The organism is Segatella copri (assembly GCF_019127135.1).
Classification (GTDB): domain Bacteria; phylum Bacteroidota; class Bacteroidia; order Bacteroidales; family Bacteroidaceae; genus Prevotella.
Window position 1 is genome coordinate 36,270 of record NZ_JAHOEA010000015.1, and the last position, 18,336, is coordinate 54,605.

The following is an 18,336-nucleotide window of genomic DNA, read 5'->3' on the forward strand; positions in this document are numbered from 1 at the left end:
TATGAACACAACAAAGGTTTGGAAATACATGCTGCTGGCATGTCTGCTCATGCTGGTGGTTCCTGCTCAGGCACAGCGATTCTTCAATCTGACCTCTTCAGAAGTCAGAGTAGATTCCGTGTTGCCCCGTTTCGTGTATTCCATTCCTCTGACCGGTGCATATCGTGATTCTGTATATACCGTCAGCCTGAAATATGGCGAGTATATCGATATGACAGCCTCCGACATCGCCAATTACAACCGCCTGTCGGGTGCAGTCCCTCCTGAGCAGGTATTACTCCAGCAGCGGGTTACCGAATGCCGCAAGCAGGGCGTACTCCAGATAGATTTCAGTCCTGTCGTGTTCCGCAATAACCGCCATCAGCTGCTGGTTAGCTTCATGCTCCAGGTAGAATCCCGTCCTCTGAAGCGCTCCGAGCGTTCCAGTCGAGGTTCTTTACTGGCTAAGGGCAAAGTATCAGCCTTCACTTCTTCTGATGCTTTGCGCTCAGCCTCTTCCCTCTATGCCTCCCATTCCGTCCTAGCCTCAGGCAGATGGGCGAAGATCAGAGTCAGCGAAACCGGTTTCCATCAGCTTACCGAACAGGTAGTGCGCCAGGCAGGCTTCTCCGATATCAGCAAGGTGAAGATTTACGGCTATGGCGGCAATCTGCAGAACGAAGCCCTTATGGCGAGCGAACTGCAGGCTACCGACGATTTGCAGGAAGTTCCCCAGTGCATCGTAGGCGGCAAGCATTATTTCTATGCCCAGGGACCGGTATCCTGGAAGTCAGAAACCGCCCTCCAGCGCATCCGTAATCCTTATTCCGATTACGGCTACTATTTTATTACCCAAACCGATGGAGAGCCACTGGTGCAGGATTCAGCCACCTTTGTCTCTTCCCATTATCCGCAGTCATACGATTACCATTCCCTCTATGAGTCAGATGGTTTCAGCTATTATCATGGCGGCAGAAACCTCTTCGATGCAGAAGAACTGAAGGTGGGCGATGAAAAGAAAGTGGTAATCACGAATACCACCGGTTCTGCGGCAGGCAAACTCTCCGTAGCCCTGACTACCGCCACAGACAGCAAGGCTCAGATACTGAAGAATGGCAAGGTTTTGGGCGAAATCACCCTTTCTATCAAAGATGACGGTTCGGCGGAGGAGATTAAATATCTCAAGGCTACAGAGCAGGTTGCCACTTATCCCATTTCCGATTTCCAAGATAAGGATACCATCTCTATCAAGGTCTTGTCAGGTGCTTCCATCCGCCTCGATTATATCTCCGTAACGTGGGCAGAGCCTAGAAGCTGTGCCTTTACCGCTGCCAACCTTGCCTCAGGTGGAAAGATTCCGGCTGCCCAGTATGTCTACGGCATCACCAACCAGGATCATCATGCCGATGGAGCTGCCGATATGGTCATCATCATCCCGACCTCACAGAAACTGCTGAAACAGGCACAGCGACTGAAAGAATTTCATGAGCAGCACGACGGACTGCGCGTTACCATTGTGCCTGCCGATGAACTCTATAACGAATTTTCTAGCGGTACTCCCGATGCCAACGCCTACCGCCGCTACCTGCGCATGCTTTCCGATAAGGCGCAGAGCGAGGCTGACATGCCGAAATATCTCCTGCTCTTCGGCGACTGCGTATGGGATAACCGCATGCTTACCTCCGGTTGCAGAATTCTGAATCCTGACGATTACCTGCTGTGCTTTGAGAGTGAAAACTCCTTCAGCGCCGTAAACTGCTTCGTCAGCGACAGTTGGTTCGGTATGCTCGGCGAGGGAGCCGGACTGTATCCTAGCCGTGAACTGCAGGATGTAGCCGTAGGCCGCTTCCCGGTAACCTATGCAGAAGAGGCCAAGGTGCTGGTAGACAAGACCATCAGTTATGCTCAGAATGCCAATGTAGGCGCCTGGCAGAACACCCTGATGTTTATGGGTGATGACGGAAACGGCAACCTCCACATGCAGGATGCCGATGAGGTGGCAAATGATGTGCTCACCACCTATCCCGCCTATCTCGTCAAGAAGGTGATGTGGGATGCCTATACCCGCGAAACCTCCTCTACGGGCAATACCTATCCAGAGGCAACCAAGATCATCAAGCAGCAGCAGGCTGCGGGAGCCCTCATCATGGATTATGCCGGACATGGCGATCCTACCCAGATATCGCACGAATCGGTTCTGAAACTCAACGATTTTGCCGATTTCCGCAATACCAACCTGCCGCTCTGGGTAACTGCCTCCTGCGATATCATGCCGTTCGACGGACTCCAGGCCAACATCGGCGAATATGCGCTGCTCAACGATAAAGGCGGCGCAGTAGCCTTCTATGGCACCACCCGTACCGTTTCCTCCCTGTATAACAAGTATATCAACCACGCCTTCATCTACAGAGTGCTCAGTCTGGTAGACGGCAAGCCTGTCACGATGGGCGAAGCACACCGTCTGGCTCAGAACGATCTGGTGAGCGGCAACGGCCCGACTCCCGGCTCCGATGTCACGGTGAACCATCTCAACTATTCCCTCTTGGGCGATCCGGCGCTTGCGCTCAATCTGCCTAAGTATCAGATAGTAGTAGATTCCATCAATGGCATTCCTGTTGCCGAGTCTGAAACCCTGCCGATGCTGAAGGCAGGCTCTGTAGCCCGCATGGCAGGTCATATAGAGGGAGCAGACGACTTCCGGGGCGTGATTACCGCTATCGTAAGAGATTCTAAGGAAACGGTTACCTGTCGCCTGAACGATACTGGCAAGGATGGTGCTGAGAAGGCTTTCGAATACAAAGACAGAACCAAGACCCTGTATCAGGGCACAGATAGCGTCAGAGGCGGCAAGTTTGCCTTCTCCTTTGCCGTTCCGCTGGATATCAATTATTCCAACCAGAGCGGTCTGGTCAACCTCTATGCGGTGAATACCGTCAAGACCCTCTCCGCCCACGGCTCCAGCGAGCAGTTTACGGTAGGCGAGAGCGAGGAGATGAAGAACGATTCCATCGGTCCTTCCATCTACTGCTATCTCAATTCGCCTTCCTTCGCAGACGGCGGCAAAGTCAACACCACCCCGTTCTTTGTGGCAAAGATAACCGATAAGGACGGAATCAATGCTGCCGGAAGCGGTATCGGCCACGACCTGCAGCTGGTGATAGATGGCGATATGTCGAAGACCTATGTGCTGAACAGCAATTTCACCTACGATTTCGGAACCTATACCAGCGGTTCCACCTATTACAGCATACCGCAACTGGAACCGGGCAGTCACGAACTCACCTTCCGTGCCTGGGATATCCAGAACAACAGTTCTACGGTGAAGCTCCGTTTCAATGTGGTGAAGGGACTGAGTCCGGCGCTCTTCGATGTGGGCGTAACTGCCAATCCGGCGAAGACCTCCACTACCTTCATCATCAGTCACGACCGCACAGAGAGCGATATGGACGTGGTGGTAGAAGTGTTCGATTCATCGGGCAGACAGCACTGGCGCCATTCCGAAAGCGGTGTACCGGCCTCGGGCAGCTATACCGTCAGCTGGGACCTCACCTCCGATAGCGGCACCCCTCTGGGCACCGGCGTATATCTCTATCGCGTCAAGGTGGCGAGCGATGGCAGCAGCTACACCTCTAAAGTCAAGAAACTCATCATCATCAAATAAAAAATATATTTACAATGGCAATGAAAAGAATCTATAAGATATTCATCTTGGGATGTCTCGCTCTGATGGCATCAGAAGTGAAGGCGCAGGATAAGAAAGACCTCTTCAATCCTGTGAACTATGCAGTCATTTCACAAACCATAGCTCCAGATGCCCGTGGTGGCGGTTTGGGAGATGTCGGTGCGGCTACCGACCCTGATGTCAACTCCCAGTACTGGAATCCGGCAAAATATCCTTTCACCATTTCGCGTGCCGGTGTTTCGCTCAGTTTCACCCCTTGGCTGCGTTCGCTGGTCAATGATATGAATCTTGCCTATCTCTCTGGCTATTACCGTATTGGCGATTACAGTGCCGTATCAGCATCGCTCCGTTATTTCAATATGGGTGAAGTGTTTACCAGTCAGGAGGGTGCCGAGAGTGGCACGGGTATGACCATCAATCCTTACGAGATGTCGGTCGATGTGGCTTATTCTCTGATGCTCAGTGAGAAGTTCTCTCTTGCTGCCGCCATCCGCTGGATCTATTCCGATATGCGCTTCGATTATACCGAAGATAATTCGCCTGCCTCCGCTTTCGCAGCCGATATCGCCGCCTATTACCAGAACTATGTGGTCATCGGCCAGCGCGAATGCCAGTTGGGCTTGGGATTGAATATTTCTAACATCGGTAGTAAGATTACCTTCAGCGGCAAGGAGTATGGCGAGTTCCTGCCAGCCAACATGCGTCTGGGCGCTTCGCTGATGATTCCTATCGACGAATACAACCGCGTTACCCTGGCAGCCGATGCCAGCAAGTATCTGGTGCCTACCGTTCCGAAGCAGGAAGAGGGTGAGGACAATTCTGAATACGAAGACCGTGTGCATCGTGAGTATGATGATATTTCGGGCATCAGCGGTATCTTCAAGAGTTTCAGCGATGCCCCTGGCGGTTTCAAGGAAGAGCTGGAGGAAATCAACTATGGTCTGGGTGCCGAGTATGTATACAATGATAAGTTTGCGCTCCGTGCCGGTTATCATCACGAGAGTCAGAGCAAGGGTAACCGCAAGTACTTCACCGTGGGTGCCGGTTTCAAGATGAACGTCTTTTCGCTCGATGCCGCCTATGTGGTGGCTACCGCCAAGAGTAACCCGCTCGACCAGACTCTCCGCTTCACCCTGTCGTTTGATATGGATGGACTGAAGGACCTCTTTAAGAGATAGTTTTTAGTGATTATTGATTAGTTATTATATGTAGATATGAATATACGTGTAGGATTTGGATATGATGTCCACAAGCTGGTGGAGAACCGCGACTTGTGGTTGGGAGGAATTAAGATAGATTATGAACTGGGATTGCTGGGTCACAGCGATGCCGATGTGCTGATACATGCCATTTGCGATGCCCTGCTGGGTGCCGCCAACATGCGTGATATCGGATATCATTTCCCTGATACGGCAGCAGAGACTCTGAATGTGGATTCTAAGATTCTGCTCCGCAAAACGATGCAACTGATAGCTACCAAGGGCTATACACTGGGCAATATCGATGCCACAGTCTGTGCCGAACGCCCTAAACTCAATCCGCATGTGCCAGCCATGAAAGCCTGTCTGGCAGAGGTAATGGGGGTAGACGAAGACCAGATATCCATTAAGGCAACAACCACCGAGAAACTCGGATTTACGGGCAGAATGGAGGGCATCTCCGCCTATGCCACCGTTCTTATCCAGAAAGGATAGAACGCAAGCAAGGCGACCTGTAAAGGCAAAAGCCTTATAAACCGCAAAGTGTCAGAAAGTTGTTAATTTCCGTTTCTTTTGTTCATTTTTGCTTGATATATATCAAAAAAATGTAAAAACGTCACACTTTCTTGGCTAAATATTTGGTGGATAGCCGAAATAGTAGTAATTTTGCAGCGTCAAAAGGTTAATAGATTGTTTAGGTTAGTAGTAATAGATTTAGGTTTTTAGTTATTAGGTTTTAAGGTAGATTGTTTAACCGATAATTGAGAAAGTCGTGAGACTATTTTGATTAGATTTTTTAAGTTAAACATATTGCATGCCACAGCTCGTTGAGAGTTGTGGTATGTTTTTTTATCCCCATACCCCTCCTTTTCCGACTTCCTCGAAAAAAACATGCCTTTTTATTTTGTTTTGTCTCCGATTTATACTATCTTTGCAGTATCAATCAATATACGCAGCTTTTGCAGTATCAAAAATATACGCAGATGAGAGTACTCATAGTAAATACAAGTGAAAAGACAGGCGGAGCGGCAGTAGCAGCCAACCGCCTGATGGATGCCCTTAACAACAATGGCGTTAAGGCAAAGATGTTGGTACGCGACAAGGAGACTGAAGACATCACCGTGGTCAGTCTGCCCCGTTCGCTCAGGTTGCAGTGGAACTTCCTGTGGGAGCGCTGGTGCGTATTCTTGCATCTCCATTTCTCCCGTCAGCGCCTCTGGGAGGTAGACATGGCAACATCCGGCACCGATATCACCAAGCTCCGCGAGTTTCAGGAGGCAGATGTCATCCATCTCTCCTGGATCAATCAGGGCATGCTCTCACTCAAGAACATCCGCAAGATTATCCGCAGCGGCAAACCGGTGGTATGGACCATGCACGATCTCTGGCCAGCTACCGGCATCTGCCATTATGCGCGCGGCTGCAACCGCTATGCCTCCGCCTGCGGCAACTGTCCGCTTCTCCCCAATAAAGGCAGCAAGAACGACCTCTCAGCAAAGATATTCCGCCGCAAGAAGGAACTCTACCATCGCGGCGCCATCTCCTTCGTCACCTGTAGCCGTTGGCTCGAAAAACAGGCAAAGGGTAGCGGTCTCTTCGTAGGCCAGCGCATCACCAACATCCCGAATCCGATAGATACCCACGTGTTCTGTCCGCAGGATCAGGCAGAGGCGCGTCTGCGTGCCGGTCTGCCAGCCGACAAGCATATCATCCTCTTCGTATCGCAGCGCGTAACCGACGAGCGCAAGGGCATGCGTTATTTCATCGAAGCCATCGACCGGCTGGTAGCGCGCTATCCCGAGATGAAGGAGAATACCGCCATCGCCATCCTGGGCGGCCATTCCGAGGAAGTAAATCTCACCCTGCCGTCCTATTCGCTCGGCTATGTCAGCGATGAGAAGCAGATAGTGGCAATCTACAATTCGGCAGATGCCTTCGTGCTGCCATCGCTCGAAGATAACCTCCCTAACACCATCATGGAGTCGATGGCGTGCGGCGTGCCGAGCATCGGTTTCAGGGTAGGAGGAATACCGGAGATGATAGACCATCAGCAGAACGGCTACGTGGCCAACTACCGCGATACCGAAGATCTGGCGAGTGGCATCCACTGGGTACTCGAAGAGGCCGACAGGGCGGCTCTGAAGCAGGCATGTCTGCAGAAGGTAGCACAGAATTATTCGCAGCATGCCGTAGCATTGAAATATATTGAAGTTTATAACGAGGCGATGGCCTACAAAAACTATAAGTTATGATTAAGTTCACCGTCGTAACCTGTACGTACAATGCCGAGAAGGAGTTGCAGCGTACCCTCGACAGCGTGCAGCGCCAGACCTACTGCAACATCGAGCACATCATCATGGATGGCGGTTCCCGCGACCGTACCCTCCAGCTGGTGAAGGCATATCAGCATCGCAATGCAGTAGGCGAGAGCTCGCACGAAATCGTGGTGATATCAGAGCCCGACAAGGGACTTTATGATGCCATGAACAAGAGCATAGACCGTGCTACGGGCGATTACCTGGTGTTCATGAATGCCGGCGACACCTTTCCTACAGCCGATACGCTGGAGTACGTAGAAGGCTGCGTAGGCGAAGGAGAAGTACTGCCCGGCGTACTTTACGGCGATACCGATATCGTAAACGAGATGGGCCATTTTCTGCGTCATCGCCGCCTAGCCCCACCCAAGAAGCTCACGTGGCGTTCGTTCATCTGGGGTATGCTGGTGTGTCACCAGTCATTCTATGCCCGCACAGACATAGCCCGTGAGATTCATTACGATCTGCACTACCGTTATTCGGCAGATGTAGACTGGTGCATCCGCATCATGCGAGAGTCATCTCGCCGCAAGCTCCCGTTGCGCAACGTCCATGCCGTTGTCACCCATTTTCTGGATGGTGGCATGACCACGCAGTACCATCAAGCCTCCCTGAAGGAGCGTTTCCAGGTGATGCGCACCCATTACGGCCTTCTTCCCACCCTTGCAGTTCATGCCTGGTTTGTGATAAGAGGGGCTTTTAAAAGGTAAAAAGGTAAAAAAAGCCTTCCCCCTTTGCGCCCCCGTTCCCAGCGATTCCATCGCTGGTCCCCTCAAGTCTTGAAAAATAGCCCCTGGTGTGTTTTTACATCAGGGGCTTTTTACTTTATGGGGACCAGCGATGGAATCGCTGGGAACGGGGCCGAACGGGGGTTAGCCCTTTTTTACCTTTTTACTTTTTTACCTTTAAAAGCCCCTTCAGGTCGGTGATGACGGACTGGGTGTAGGCTCTTATCTGAGATTCTGACAGATCGCTGATATGCTCGGGAGCGAGGGCGGCGATGTACTGGCGGGTCTCCATCTCTATCATCGTGGCGATAGGGAGGAGCTTGTGGGCTGTCTTGCCGATGGCTTCTATTGATAACTCGCCATCTGTTGCCTGCTGGAGGTTCTGGAGATGGGATGACAACTCCTGCTTGACGGTGCTGAGTATCTCGGCTTCTGCCTCCGGATCGCCTTCTGCAAAGGTCAGGAGGGCTGCAAAACGGGAATTCTTATTGGCTTCCTCTGCAGTATCCTCTGTTTCCTCTGCAATATCTTCTGTTTCTGATGCAGTATCCTCTGTTTCTGATGCGGTATCCTCTGCTATATCCTCTGCTGCTGATGCTGCATCCTCCAAACCGAGGATTTCTTTCAGTTTCTCTGTGCTGAACGGTTTGAAGAGGCAATCGTCGAAACCGGCTTCTTTCAACTCTCTGATGATGCTGGCATCGTGGGCGGTCATCGCTACTACCTTCATGTGGCTGTGGTTGATGTGCTGAATCATCCTGATGCCGTTCATCTCGGGCATTTCGATATCCATCATCATCAGCGCAGGATGCTCGTTGTGGAGCATGGTGAGCGCCTCGGCTACATGCAGACAGGCAAAGACTTGCCAGCTGTCGCCTACCAGCTTCTTCAGCATCTCCTGAAGCAGACGGAGCTGCAACGGGTCGTCATCGAGTAGCAGTATCTTGTGATTTTCGAAATGGAGCTTGACTGGGGTGAGCGGCTTCTGCTCTTCTGCCTCTTCTACTGCAGGAGCGGTGCCTAAGGCAAGCGGAATGGTGACGGTGAAGGTGCTGCCCTTGTCCTTGACGGATTCCAGACGCAGGGTGCCCTGGAGCAGATTGACCAGTTCCTGGGTGATGTTCAGTCCGAGACCGGTGCCCTCGATGCCCTGGGCACTCTTCAGACGGGTGAACGCCTGGAACACCTTCTGGCGCTCTTCGGCGGTCATGCCCTTGCCGGTATCCCTTACCGAGAAGGTGAGGAGGTGCTGGGGACTGATGGCTGCCTGGATGGTGACGCTGCCCTTATCGGTATACTTGATAGCATTGCTAACCAGGTTGTTGAGTATCTGACGGATACGGAAGGCATCGGCACGGTAGTAGGTCTGAGAACTGCTGATGCCATCGAGCTCCAGATGCAGTTCCAGTCCCTTCTCACGGCTCAGGATCTGCATCTCTCCGGCACACTGGCGGAACATGTCGGCAGGCGAGAAATCTACCGGGTTCAGCTTCATCAGTCCGTTTTCCAACTGGTGATAATCGAGCAGGGCGGCAACGAGCCGGGAGAGATGGGTGGCAGAACCCTTGATGCTGTTGAGGCAGGAGATGCCTTGCGGGTTGTCGACATAATCCTTCATCAGGTCGATGAAGCCCGAGATGCTGGCAGCCGGAGCCTTGATGTCGTGGGTGATGGTGAGGAGCAGGCGTTCGCGCTGGTTCATGATGCGCCTGATTTCCTCGTTAGCCTCTTCGAGATTCTCGCGGTAGATGCGTTCCTTCTGCGTATCGCGGTAGATGTAATAGACGAGGATGACGGCGGCTGTGATGGCTACGATGGCAAGCAGACCTATCTGCCAGAGCAGATTCTGGCGCGCCTGCATCGCCTGGTTGATAGCCTGCTGCATCGCCTGACGTTCGCGCTGGTGGATATCGTTGAGCTGCTGGGAGGAGCGCAGGGCGAGGCGGGCATTGGTTATCTGCAGGTCTCTCACCTCGCGGTTGATAGCCTCGTGGTTATCGCGCATAGACTGCTTCTCCTGGCGGTCAATCTGTTTCAGGATATTGGCTACGTTTCCGGCTACGTTGACCGGGGTAGAGAGGGTATCGGTGACAGCCTGGTTGCTGTCGCGTCTGATGCTGAGTGTTTCGGCATGTTCCTTCTTGAAGGCATCGGCAAGGCGGCGGAAGAAGCCCTTGCGGGTTTTCATCACCTCTACGGTAGTGTTCTTTGCCACATGAGTCTTGGGTGCCTTGGAATGCACGACAACGGAATCTTCGCCACTGTTGAGGCTGTTCATCTTCTCGTGCAGATAGTTGTGGGATGACTTACCCTGCATGGCACGGGTAAGCTGCTGCAGATTGGTCTGTTCCTCCTTGAGCAGGCTCGACATGGTGCTGTCGGCTGCCTGGCGCTTTTCGATATAGTCGCGGGTTGCCTGGTTGATAGCGAGCACGGCTGTGGTGTTGCGATATACCAACCCTATCGCCAGAATCAGTACGATGGCGACGATGATGTAACCCAGGGCTACCTTGAAAGGAACGTTTGTTTTCTGCATCTTCTAATCTTTTAATGTTTTGAGTCTTTTTGCTATTTGCGTGCAAAGTTAATCAAAAATGCGATATAAACCAACGAAAACAGGAGATAAATGCCAAAAGCTGGTCATCTATCTCCTGTTTCATTGAAAGCGACGCGTAATTACTATTTTCTGAAGGTGAATTTACTCTGCTACGGTTGAATTCACTGTTGTTGCTGTAGTGTCTGTAGGAGTCTCTGCTGGGGTCTCAACAGGTGTTGCTGTTGTGTCGGCTGGAGCTACTGTGTCTACTGGTTCTGAACCTGCAACGCTTACCATTCTGTTACCTGCAAATACATTGCTAACTGATACCATTGCTACTGCTGCGATAACTGCAAATACTAACTTTTTCATAATTCTTTTGTTTTTAAATTGTGAATATTATTTTGTTTATTAATTCTCTTGCTGAAACTCATTTGCGAGTTCGCTAAATAATATCACAATAGGCGTGCCAGAAAATGATAAATTTGGTTAAGTATCTGATAATCAGGGTAAATGGTGTTTTGTGCCAGAAACGGGATGTGGGGAAAGTGGGGAAAAGGTGTAGAAAAATTCCCCAATATAGTGTGGAATATATTGGGGAATCGGGGTGTGATATGTTTTACTCCATGCCGTATTTCTTCATTTTGTTGTAGAGAGTCTTGCGGTCGATGGCAAGCAGTTGGGCTGCCTTGCTCTTGTTGCCGTGGGTGGCTCTCAGGGCAGCGGCGATGCTTTCCTGTTCCGACTGTTCGCTGTGCAGCTGCATATTGATTGGTCGGGCTGTGGAGGTCTGTGCCATCGTCTTCTCCAGTTCCTGGGCACCGATATACTTGCCACGGGTGAGCAGGGTGGCGCGCTTCATCACATTGTTCAGTTCGCGCAGGTTGCCCGGCCAGTCGTATGAGGCAATAATTTCGGAGGCTTTGGCATCCAGTCCGAGCACATTCTTGCCCAGTTCCTGGTTGGCATGCTTGATGAAGAGGTTGGCAAAGAGGAAGATGTCGGCACCTCTGTCCTTGAGGGCAGGCATGTAGATGGTAAACTCGTTGATGCGGTGATAGAGGTCCTCTCTGAATTTGCCTTCGGCTACCGCCTGCGCCAGATTCTCGTTGGTGGCACAGATGAGTCGGATATCCACATCAATCTCCTGCGTGCTGCCCAGCGGACGGATTTTTCTCTCCTGCAAGGCTCTGAGGAGCTGCACCTGTACTTCGTAGTTGAGGTTTCCCATTTCATCGAGGAAAACCGTTCCGCCGTTAGCTATCTCGAAGGCGCCCTTCTTATCCTGTTCAGCTCCGGTAAAGGCACCCTTCTTATATCCGAAGAATTCAGATGCTGCCACCTCCTTAGGAATGGCGCCGCAGTCGATGGCATAGAAAGGCTTGTCCTTGCGCAGACTCTGTTCATGGATGCTGCGCGCCACATATTCCTTTCCGGTGCCGCTGGCTCCGAGAATGAGCACTGACATCGGGGTTGGGGCAACGAGCGAAACGAACTCGTAGAGCTGTTTGGAAGCCTCGCTTTCACCTTTTATATATCTGGGCACTTCCGTAGCGCCCTGCTGCTCTTCTTGGGGCGCATCCTGCATGGCGGCAGATTCCGCACGCTGAGGGGCAGAAACCGCTGAAGCGGCCGACTGGATAGCCTCACGGATTTTCTCTAAGAGGATTTCGGGATGGAAGGGTTTAGCCACGTAATCGGTAGCACCCGATTTCATGGCACATACGGCATTCTGAACCTCTGCATAGCTAGTCATTACGATAAAAGGCAGGTGGGCATCGGACTTTCTGATATGCTGGAGCAATACCAGTCCGTCGTGGTCGGGCAGGCGCAAGTCGGAAAGAACCAGATGGAATGCATCGCCGGCTCCCATCGCTTTGATGGCAGCGCCTACGGATGTTACCCTTTCTACATCGAATCCTTTCTTTTTGAGCCAAGTCTGTATCATTGTTCCGAATGCCAAATCGTCTTCTACAATCAATATCCTCTTCATGATGTTCTGTTTTATCCTCTTCTAAAATATCGTTATATATAACTTTGTGCAAAGGTACGGAAAAGTTGTATGGAAAGCTATTTAATTCACATTATTTAGCAATAAAACCGACTAAAATTCTACAAACCCTGTTCTATTATCTTATTTTTAGTGAAAAGAACAATTGTTTTCGGATAAAAGCATGCTAGTTGCTTTATTTTTTGTATCTTTGCAAAGATAAAAATAAGATTTAGAGTCATGAATCCGATAGTACAAACCATCATATTGTCAGCTTCGGCGGTGCGCATGTTGCCGCATATCGCTCTGTATCTGCTCCATAAGAAGAAGATAGATGCCGACCTGCTGAAGGTGCAGGACAGGAAGCCTACGGTGCTTAACCTGATTAAGGCATGCACCCGCGAAAGGAGTTTCCGCAATCTGTTTTATTACCGCATGGGCGAATACCGTTCGGTTTTCATCAGCTGGCTGTTGCCTCCCGAGCGTACGATGACCATCTGGTGCCCGCATATCGGGAAGGGTGCGCATCTGGAGCACAGCTATGCCACCTATCTCAACGCAGAAAGCATAGGTGATGACTTCTACTGTCTGCAGATGGTGACGCTGGGCAACGGCAAGGGCGGCAGGCCTACCATAGGAAATGACGTGAAGATTTATACCGGCGCCACGGTCTTCGGCGGCATCCATATCGGCAACCACGTGACGATAGGCGCCGGTGCCGTGGTATTCCAGGATATTCCCGACGGGGCTACCGTGGTAGGGAATCCGGGGAGAATAGTAAAACAGGAAGATAAAAAAGATTAGAAGATATGGCAGAAACACTGAAGGAGAAAACAGCCAAGGGACTTTTCTGGGGGGCAATGAACAATGGAGCGATGCAGGTTATCGGACTGGTATTCGGCATCATCCTGGGACGACTGCTGTCAAAGGAAGACTACGGAATGATGGCGATGATCAATGTGTTCCCGCTGATAGCGATTGCACTCCAGAACAGTGGATTCGCTTCTGCCATCGGTAACCTGAAGCATCCTACCTCCAATGATTACAACTCCGTGTTCTGGTTTAACATCATCGTGGGCGGTTCTCTTTATGTCATCCTTTTCCTCTGTGCCCCTTTCATTGCAGATTTCTATCATGATGACCGGCTTATCGCGTTGTGCAGGCTGGCTTTCGTCACGATTCTCTTTTCCAGTCTGGGTACGGCTCAGGCTGCATTCCTCTTCAAGAACATGATGGTGAAGCAGCAGGCGAAGGCAAGTATCACGGCGGTGCTGCTGTCGAGTAGCGTGGGTGTGCTGATGGCATGGAATGGCTTTGCCTATTGGTCATTGGCAACCCAGGGAGTGGTCTATGTGGGACTGAATACCCTGCTGGTATGGCATTATTCCACCTGGCGACCTTCGCTGAAGATAGATTTCACGCCCGTGAAGACGATGTTTCCGTTCAGCTTCAAGATAGCTGCCACAACCATCGCCACCAAAATCAATGACAACGTGATGAATATCCTTTTGGGACGTTTCTACAACAATGCCATTACGGGTAGCTACAACCAGGCTTACCAGTGGAACTCGAAGTGTTATCTGCTGTTGCAGGGAATGCTGAATCCGGTCATCCAGCCTACCTTGGTGAATCTCTCTGACGACAAGGAGCGCCAGCTGATGGCTTTCAGGAAGATGGTGAGGTTTATCTGCTTCCTTTCCTTCCCCCTGCTGTTCGGACTGGGACTCGTTTCCAATGAGTTCATCATCATCACGCTTACCGAGAAATGGCAGTCGAGCGCAGAACTGCTGCGCATGCTGTGCGTGGGCGGTTCGGTGATGCCGCTATATACGCTGTTTTCCAACGTGGTGATCAGCAAGGGTAAATCTGGCGCCTATTTCTGGTGTACGGTATCGCTGAGCGTTACCCAGATTGTGCTGATGCTGTTTCTCTGGCCTTACGGCATCCGTCTGATGGTATCTGTCTACGTGGCATTGACCATCATCTGGATGTTTGTATGGTATGCGCTGGCTTACCGCTATATCAGCTACCGTCCGCTCGACTTTCTGAAAGATACCTGTCCGTTCCTGCTGGCGGCTCTGGGCGTGATGAGCCTTACCTATCTGGCAACGGCGGGCATTACCAATCTGGCATGTCTGCTCCTGGCAAGGGTTGTGATGGCTGCCGTATTATATTTCGTGGTCATGAAGACAGCCCGGGTTGCCATTTTGGACGAGTGTATCCGTTTTGTATTAAAGAAAAAATAGAAGAATATGATGGAAAATCAGGCAAGACAATATAGTAATGAGGAGCTGAGAGCCCGGTTTAATCCCGAAGGTTCCCAGTTGTGGAAGCATCAGCAGAGGATGGTAGAGCTGCTGCTGGCTTTTGATGCCATCTGCAAGCGCCATCACATCCGTTACTGGCTGATAGGCGGTACGCTGATAGGTGCAGCCCGCCATCAGGGTTTTATTCCCTGGGATGATGACATGGATGTGCAGATGCTGCGGGAGGATTATCTGAAGATGATAGAGATTCTGCCCCGAGAACTGGACGGGACGATGGCGCTGCAATGCAGACAGACGGATGAAAACTATTTCTTCCAGTATGCCAAGTTGAGAGACCGCCGTTCGGTGCTGGATGAGAACAACGGCTATGACCGGATTTTCAAGGAGCGGGGCATCTACATAGACATCTTTCCTATCGACAAGCATCCCAAATGGTTGCAGCGGCTGTCGATGCAGACCATCGGACACACCTATAAGATATTGAAGCGGAAGGATCTGAAGAATGAGGTGATTATCGGCAAGGTGATGCGCTGGGTGCATCTGAATGAACGGGTGATTTATCCGGTGATGAGGGGCATCGCCAAACTGACCGGTGGTGCTTATCTGGATGCTTTCGGTGTGCCTTTTGTCGTAGAGCGCCATCTGGAAGACATCTTCCCGCTGACTACCCTGGAGTTTGAGGGGCATCAGATGCCTGTGCCGGGCAACTACGACAAGGTGCTGACCGACCAATATGGCAACTATATGCAGTTGCCGGATCTGGACAAGGTGAATCTGCACGTCGGCAAGTTGGAGTTCAAATCATGAACCAGTTATAAATGGAAAATTCCAGCAACTAAAGCGATTGCTTGAGTTGCTGGAATTTTTGTTGGCAGTGCTGTTTATAGCTGTAACCGAACCATTTGCGCTGGTATTTTCTATAGGTATAGATGGTGCAGAATCTGAGGGAATCGAAGAGGGAATGTCTGCCCACCTCATAGATGGTAGGCGGAATCCTGACAAAATACAGGTCTGCCACCGTATCGAAAGCCGAGAAAGCCTTTACCCCCGGCAGACTCAGCAGCCATTCCTCAGCCATGAACCGGTTGTGCAGCTTGGTATCTTCGTCTAGGGCAGGGAGCGTTCTGAAATAAGACGCCTTCGCCCACCAGAAGTTGCCGGCATACATCTTGTTCCTGAAAGGAGGGAAGAGATAGCTTCCGTAGGTATCATATCCCGCTTCCAGGGTGTTGACAGCCACTTTCCACTGGTTCATCAGGAAATATTCCATCATTCTTCTCCATGCCACAATCTTATCCACGAATCCCTTGAATTCCCTGTCTTCCTGATGCAGGGTAGTCTGATAGGTGATTCCCTTGGTATGGAAATAGTAGAAGAGGAAGTCTTCGTGCTGCGATTTCTCATACATATAGTCGAGTGCCGGAAATTCGAATCGCTGTGGATTGGTGGTCTTGGAAACAAATTCTATCTTATCTGCCGCATATTGTCGCAGGATATCTTCTAATTCCATGATGTCTTCGTTGTTTCTGGCGATACAGCTGATATAGAGACGGTTGCTAGCCTCGAGCAGTCCGCTGTCGGCGAGATGCTGCATCTGTTCCCTTACCATCTCTTTCCAGTTGGCGTCGCAGAAGATATGGTAGATGCCGTAGATGGGAGTAGAACAGGCTGGAGTATGGCTCCAGGACGACAGGTCCTTGCGCTCGTATATTCCCAATGTACTCTTGTATATTCTCTTTAGAATGGATGTCATGATGCTGATGGATGCTTTTTAATGAGATGCAGATGATGCTTTCAAGGAATTGATGAGACGCTGGAACATGGTTTTCATGTCGTATCTTGGCGTCCAGCCGAGCTGATGCACCTTGCTGCAGGACAGACGGAGCCGGGTCATCGGAGAATAGCCCATGCCTTCTTTCAGCTGGATAACCGGCTGGATATCCGGATTGAAGGTGTTGCAGAGGAACTTCGCCATATCGATGATGGAAATATAGGTTGACTCGTTGGCAACATTGTATGCCTCGCCGTCTTCACCCTTCAGCAGGATAAAAAGGATTGCCTCGATGGCATCAACCGTATAGCAGTAGCAGCGGCTCAGTTCACCGGTGGTATGGAGAACGATGTCTTCTCCGGCAATGATGTTGCGGGCAAACTGTGCGAAGACGCGGTTGTCATCTGCTGTAACTCCTGCTCCGAAGGTCTGGGCGAGGCGGGCTGTCTTGACATGCACCCCATATTCGCGGGCATAGGCATGGCAGAGACATTCGGCTGCTCTCTTGGCTACGGGATAGCTGCTGCGGGTATCTGAAAGATGGATGTAGCCCTGCTCTTCCTCGCTGAGCGGATGGGAATCATCATAGATGCTTCCATATACCTCCAGGGATGAAACATTGACGATAGAGGCGGTGTTCTGTAGAAGGGCGAAACGCAGGAGCTGGGCTGTGCCGTCGAAATCGGTCATCATGGTTTCTACCGGCTTGCTGACAAAGTATTGGGATGCAGTAGGACTGGCAAAATGCACCAGATAATCGATGTGAACCTCCTGCGGCATCTCCTCTGTCTTGCTGAAATCATGCTTCAGGATCACGATGTTCTTGCCCAAAACCTCTGCAGAATGGGCATCTTCCTGAGGATGACCCAGTACCTGCTGCGCCTTTTCTTCGTTTCTTACGAAGCATACGATGGTCAGGTTCAGTCCGTGCTGTCTGTCGAGTTCTTCCAGGCAATGAACCATGCAGGAGCCCAGTAAGCCCGTAGCTCCCGTAATGCCGATGGTCTTGTTTCTCAGTTGTCCGTAAAGCGGAAAGTTTTTGGCAAAGTCTTTCCAGTCTTCCAGTTCTATTTCGTTATGTTTCATATCTTCTCTATCTTTATCAGAAACCGAAAATCTGCTGGTTCTCATGTACCGTTACCATGGCACGGAACACAAAGAAATCGGTTGGTGTTGTAATCTTGATGTTCTCCATCGGACCGATGATGGTACCGAGTTTATAGCCGTAGTGGCTCATCATCGTACAGGAATCGATGAAGTTGTGTCTGCCTTCTTCAATCGCCTTGCGGTGTGAAGAGAGGATGTCTTTCAGTCGGAAACTCTGTGGTGCTCTGGCAATCAGAGAATTGTCGCGTTCCGGAATTTCCAACGAGTTGTCTTCCTGTTTTACGATGAAAGTCTCTGTGGCTGGTATACAGGTGATGCAGGAGCCGCATTCTTCCACCTTTCGGATATTGTCTGTAATGGTTTCCTCGGTGATGAGTGGGCGTACGCCGTCATGAATGAGCACGTTGGCATCTCTGCCGCCGGCAAATTCCTCGGCAGCACAGAGTCCGTGATAGATGGAATCCTGTCCGCTGTTGCCACCCGGTACAATCTTCACCACCTTGCTGATTTCGAACTTGCGTATCATCTTCTCCAGAAAAGGAATCCATGATTCGATGCAGGCTACGACGATGCCATCTATCTCCGGATGATTGTCGAACAATTCCAAAGTATAGATGATGATAGGTTTGCCATTCAGTTCCAGAAACTGCTTAGGTCTTGATTTGGTGTGCATTCTGAGGCCGGAGCCTCCTGCAAAGATGACTGCTATGTTCATAAGATTCCTTTTTTAGAGAGTTATTATAAAGAATGGGGCTTTTTGGG

General features: G+C 50.8%; 14 protein-coding genes. 8 read left to right on the plus strand and 6 right to left on the minus strand.

Features of this window, described 5'->3' with window-relative positions; genetic code table 11:
• Position 1 precedes the first annotated feature (1 nt).
• The 5 genes from porU to KSW37_RS06000 all read left to right on the plus strand — a co-directional run bounded on the left by porU (position 2) and on the right by KSW37_RS06000 (position 7,885).
• The gene (porU, locus tag KSW37_RS05980) at positions 2–3,640 is read left to right on the plus strand and encodes a type IX secretion system sortase PorU (protein ID WP_217313637.1); all 3,639 of its coding nucleotides are present in this window, start codon (positions 2–4) and stop codon (positions 3,638–3,640) included.
• A gap of 20 nt (positions 3,641–3,660) precedes the next feature.
• Positions 3,661–4,839, plus strand: a complete 1,179-nt coding sequence (gene porV / locus KSW37_RS05985; protein ID WP_217313653.1) for a type IX secretion system outer membrane channel protein PorV — start codon at positions 3,661–3,663, stop codon at positions 4,837–4,839.
• Positions 4,840–4,875: 36 nt separating this feature from the next.
• Complete coding sequence (gene ispF / locus KSW37_RS05990; protein WP_217313638.1) at positions 4,876–5,355, plus strand: 2-C-methyl-D-erythritol 2,4-cyclodiphosphate synthase; 480 nt, start codon at positions 4,876–4,878, stop codon at positions 5,353–5,355.
• A 488-nt stretch (positions 5,356–5,843) separates the two neighbouring features.
• Positions 5,844–7,112: a glycosyltransferase family 4 protein gene (locus KSW37_RS05995; RefSeq protein ID WP_217313639.1), complete on the plus strand. Its 1,269-nt coding sequence runs from the start codon at positions 5,844–5,846 to the stop codon at positions 7,110–7,112.
• On the plus strand, positions 7,109–7,885 hold the full coding sequence (locus tag KSW37_RS06000) for a glycosyltransferase family 2 protein (protein ID WP_217313640.1): 777 nt from the start codon (positions 7,109–7,111) through the stop codon (positions 7,883–7,885). The genes KSW37_RS05995 and KSW37_RS06000 overlap by 4 nt, the downstream gene beginning before the upstream one ends.
• Positions 7,886–8,066: 181 nt before the next feature.
• Here the strand turns inward: KSW37_RS06000 and KSW37_RS06005 are convergent, their stop codons facing one another.
• The 3 genes from KSW37_RS06005 to KSW37_RS06015 form a co-directional block, all read right to left on the minus strand.
• Entirely contained in the window at positions 8,067–10,439 is a 2,373-nt protein-coding gene (locus KSW37_RS06005; protein ID WP_217313641.1) for an ATP-binding response regulator, read from the minus strand.
• Between the two features lie 162 nt (positions 10,440–10,601).
• Entirely contained in the window at positions 10,602–10,811 is a 210-nt protein-coding gene (locus tag KSW37_RS06010; RefSeq protein WP_217313642.1) for a hypothetical protein, read from the minus strand.
• A 247-nt stretch (positions 10,812–11,058) separates the two neighbouring features.
• Positions 11,059–12,432 (minus strand): sigma-54-dependent transcriptional regulator, encoded by a 1,374-nt coding sequence (locus tag KSW37_RS06015; protein ID WP_117691867.1) that lies wholly within the window; start codon positions 12,430–12,432, stop codon positions 11,059–11,061.
• A 237-nt stretch (positions 12,433–12,669) separates the two neighbouring features.
• Between KSW37_RS06015 and KSW37_RS06020 the strand changes: the two genes are divergently transcribed.
• Genes KSW37_RS06020 through KSW37_RS06030 form a run of 3 tightly spaced genes read left to right on the plus strand, consistent with a single transcriptional unit; the run spans position 12,670 to position 15,503 of the window.
• Positions 12,670–13,233: a serine O-acetyltransferase gene (locus tag KSW37_RS06020; RefSeq protein WP_217313643.1), complete on the plus strand. Its 564-nt coding sequence runs from the start codon at positions 12,670–12,672 to the stop codon at positions 13,231–13,233.
• A 5-nt stretch (positions 13,234–13,238) separates the two neighbouring features.
• Positions 13,239–14,675, plus strand: coding sequence for a lipopolysaccharide biosynthesis protein (locus KSW37_RS06025; protein WP_217313644.1), 1,437 nt, complete (start codon positions 13,239–13,241; stop codon positions 14,673–14,675).
• Positions 14,676–14,681: 6 nt separating this feature from the next.
• Complete coding sequence (locus KSW37_RS06030; RefSeq protein WP_254368564.1) at positions 14,682–15,503, plus strand: LicD family protein; 822 nt, start codon at positions 14,682–14,684, stop codon at positions 15,501–15,503.
• Between the two features lie 28 nt (positions 15,504–15,531).
• Here the strand turns inward: KSW37_RS06030 and KSW37_RS06035 are convergent, their stop codons facing one another.
• The 3 genes from KSW37_RS06035 to KSW37_RS06045 are packed head-to-tail and all read right to left on the minus strand — an operon-like array spanning position 15,532 to position 18,289.
• A complete protein-coding gene (locus tag KSW37_RS06035) occupies positions 15,532–16,449 on the minus strand; it encodes a hypothetical protein (protein WP_217313645.1) in 918 nt (305 codons plus the stop codon).
• An 18-nt stretch (positions 16,450–16,467) separates the two neighbouring features.
• Positions 16,468–17,553, minus strand: coding sequence for an NAD-dependent epimerase/dehydratase family protein (locus tag KSW37_RS06040; protein WP_217313646.1), 1,086 nt, complete (start codon positions 17,551–17,553; stop codon positions 16,468–16,470).
• A 16-nt stretch (positions 17,554–17,569) separates the two neighbouring features.
• Positions 17,570–18,289, minus strand: a complete 720-nt coding sequence (locus tag KSW37_RS06045) for an IspD/TarI family cytidylyltransferase (protein ID WP_153082565.1) — start codon at positions 18,287–18,289, stop codon at positions 17,570–17,572.
• Positions 18,290–18,336: the final 47 nt, after the last annotated feature.

Coding starts and splice junctions, on each gene's coding strand:
- KSW37_RS06020 (WP_217313643.1), top strand. CDS start 12,670: ATGAATCCGATAGTACAAACCATCATATTGTCAGCTTCGGCGGTGCGC.
- KSW37_RS06040 (WP_217313646.1), bottom strand. CDS start 17,553: ATGAAACATAACGAAATAGAACTGGAAGACTGGAAAGACTTTGCCAAA.
- KSW37_RS06005 (WP_217313641.1), bottom strand. CDS start 10,439: ATGCAGAAAACAAACGTTCCTTTCAAGGTAGCCCTGGGTTACATCATC.
- porU (WP_217313637.1), top strand. CDS start 2: ATGAACACAACAAAGGTTTGGAAATACATGCTGCTGGCATGTCTGCTC.
- KSW37_RS06045 (WP_153082565.1), bottom strand. CDS start 18,289: ATGAACATAGCAGTCATCTTTGCAGGAGGCTCCGGCCTCAGAATGCAC.
- porV (WP_217313653.1), top strand. CDS start 3,661: ATGAAAAGAATCTATAAGATATTCATCTTGGGATGTCTCGCTCTGATG.
- KSW37_RS05995 (WP_217313639.1), top strand. CDS start 5,844: ATGAGAGTACTCATAGTAAATACAAGTGAAAAGACAGGCGGAGCGGCA.
- KSW37_RS06030 (WP_254368564.1), top strand. CDS start 14,682: ATGATGGAAAATCAGGCAAGACAATATAGTAATGAGGAGCTGAGAGCC.
- KSW37_RS06035 (WP_217313645.1), bottom strand. CDS start 16,449: ATGACATCCATTCTAAAGAGAATATACAAGAGTACATTGGGAATATAC.
- KSW37_RS06025 (WP_217313644.1), top strand. CDS start 13,239: ATGGCAGAAACACTGAAGGAGAAAACAGCCAAGGGACTTTTCTGGGGG.
- KSW37_RS06000 (WP_217313640.1), top strand. CDS start 7,109: ATGATTAAGTTCACCGTCGTAACCTGTACGTACAATGCCGAGAAGGAG.
- KSW37_RS06015 (WP_117691867.1), bottom strand. CDS start 12,432: ATGAAGAGGATATTGATTGTAGAAGACGATTTGGCATTCGGAACAATG.
- ispF (WP_217313638.1), top strand. CDS start 4,876: ATGAATATACGTGTAGGATTTGGATATGATGTCCACAAGCTGGTGGAG.
- KSW37_RS06010 (WP_217313642.1), bottom strand. CDS start 10,811: ATGAAAAAGTTAGTATTTGCAGTTATCGCAGCAGTAGCAATGGTATCA.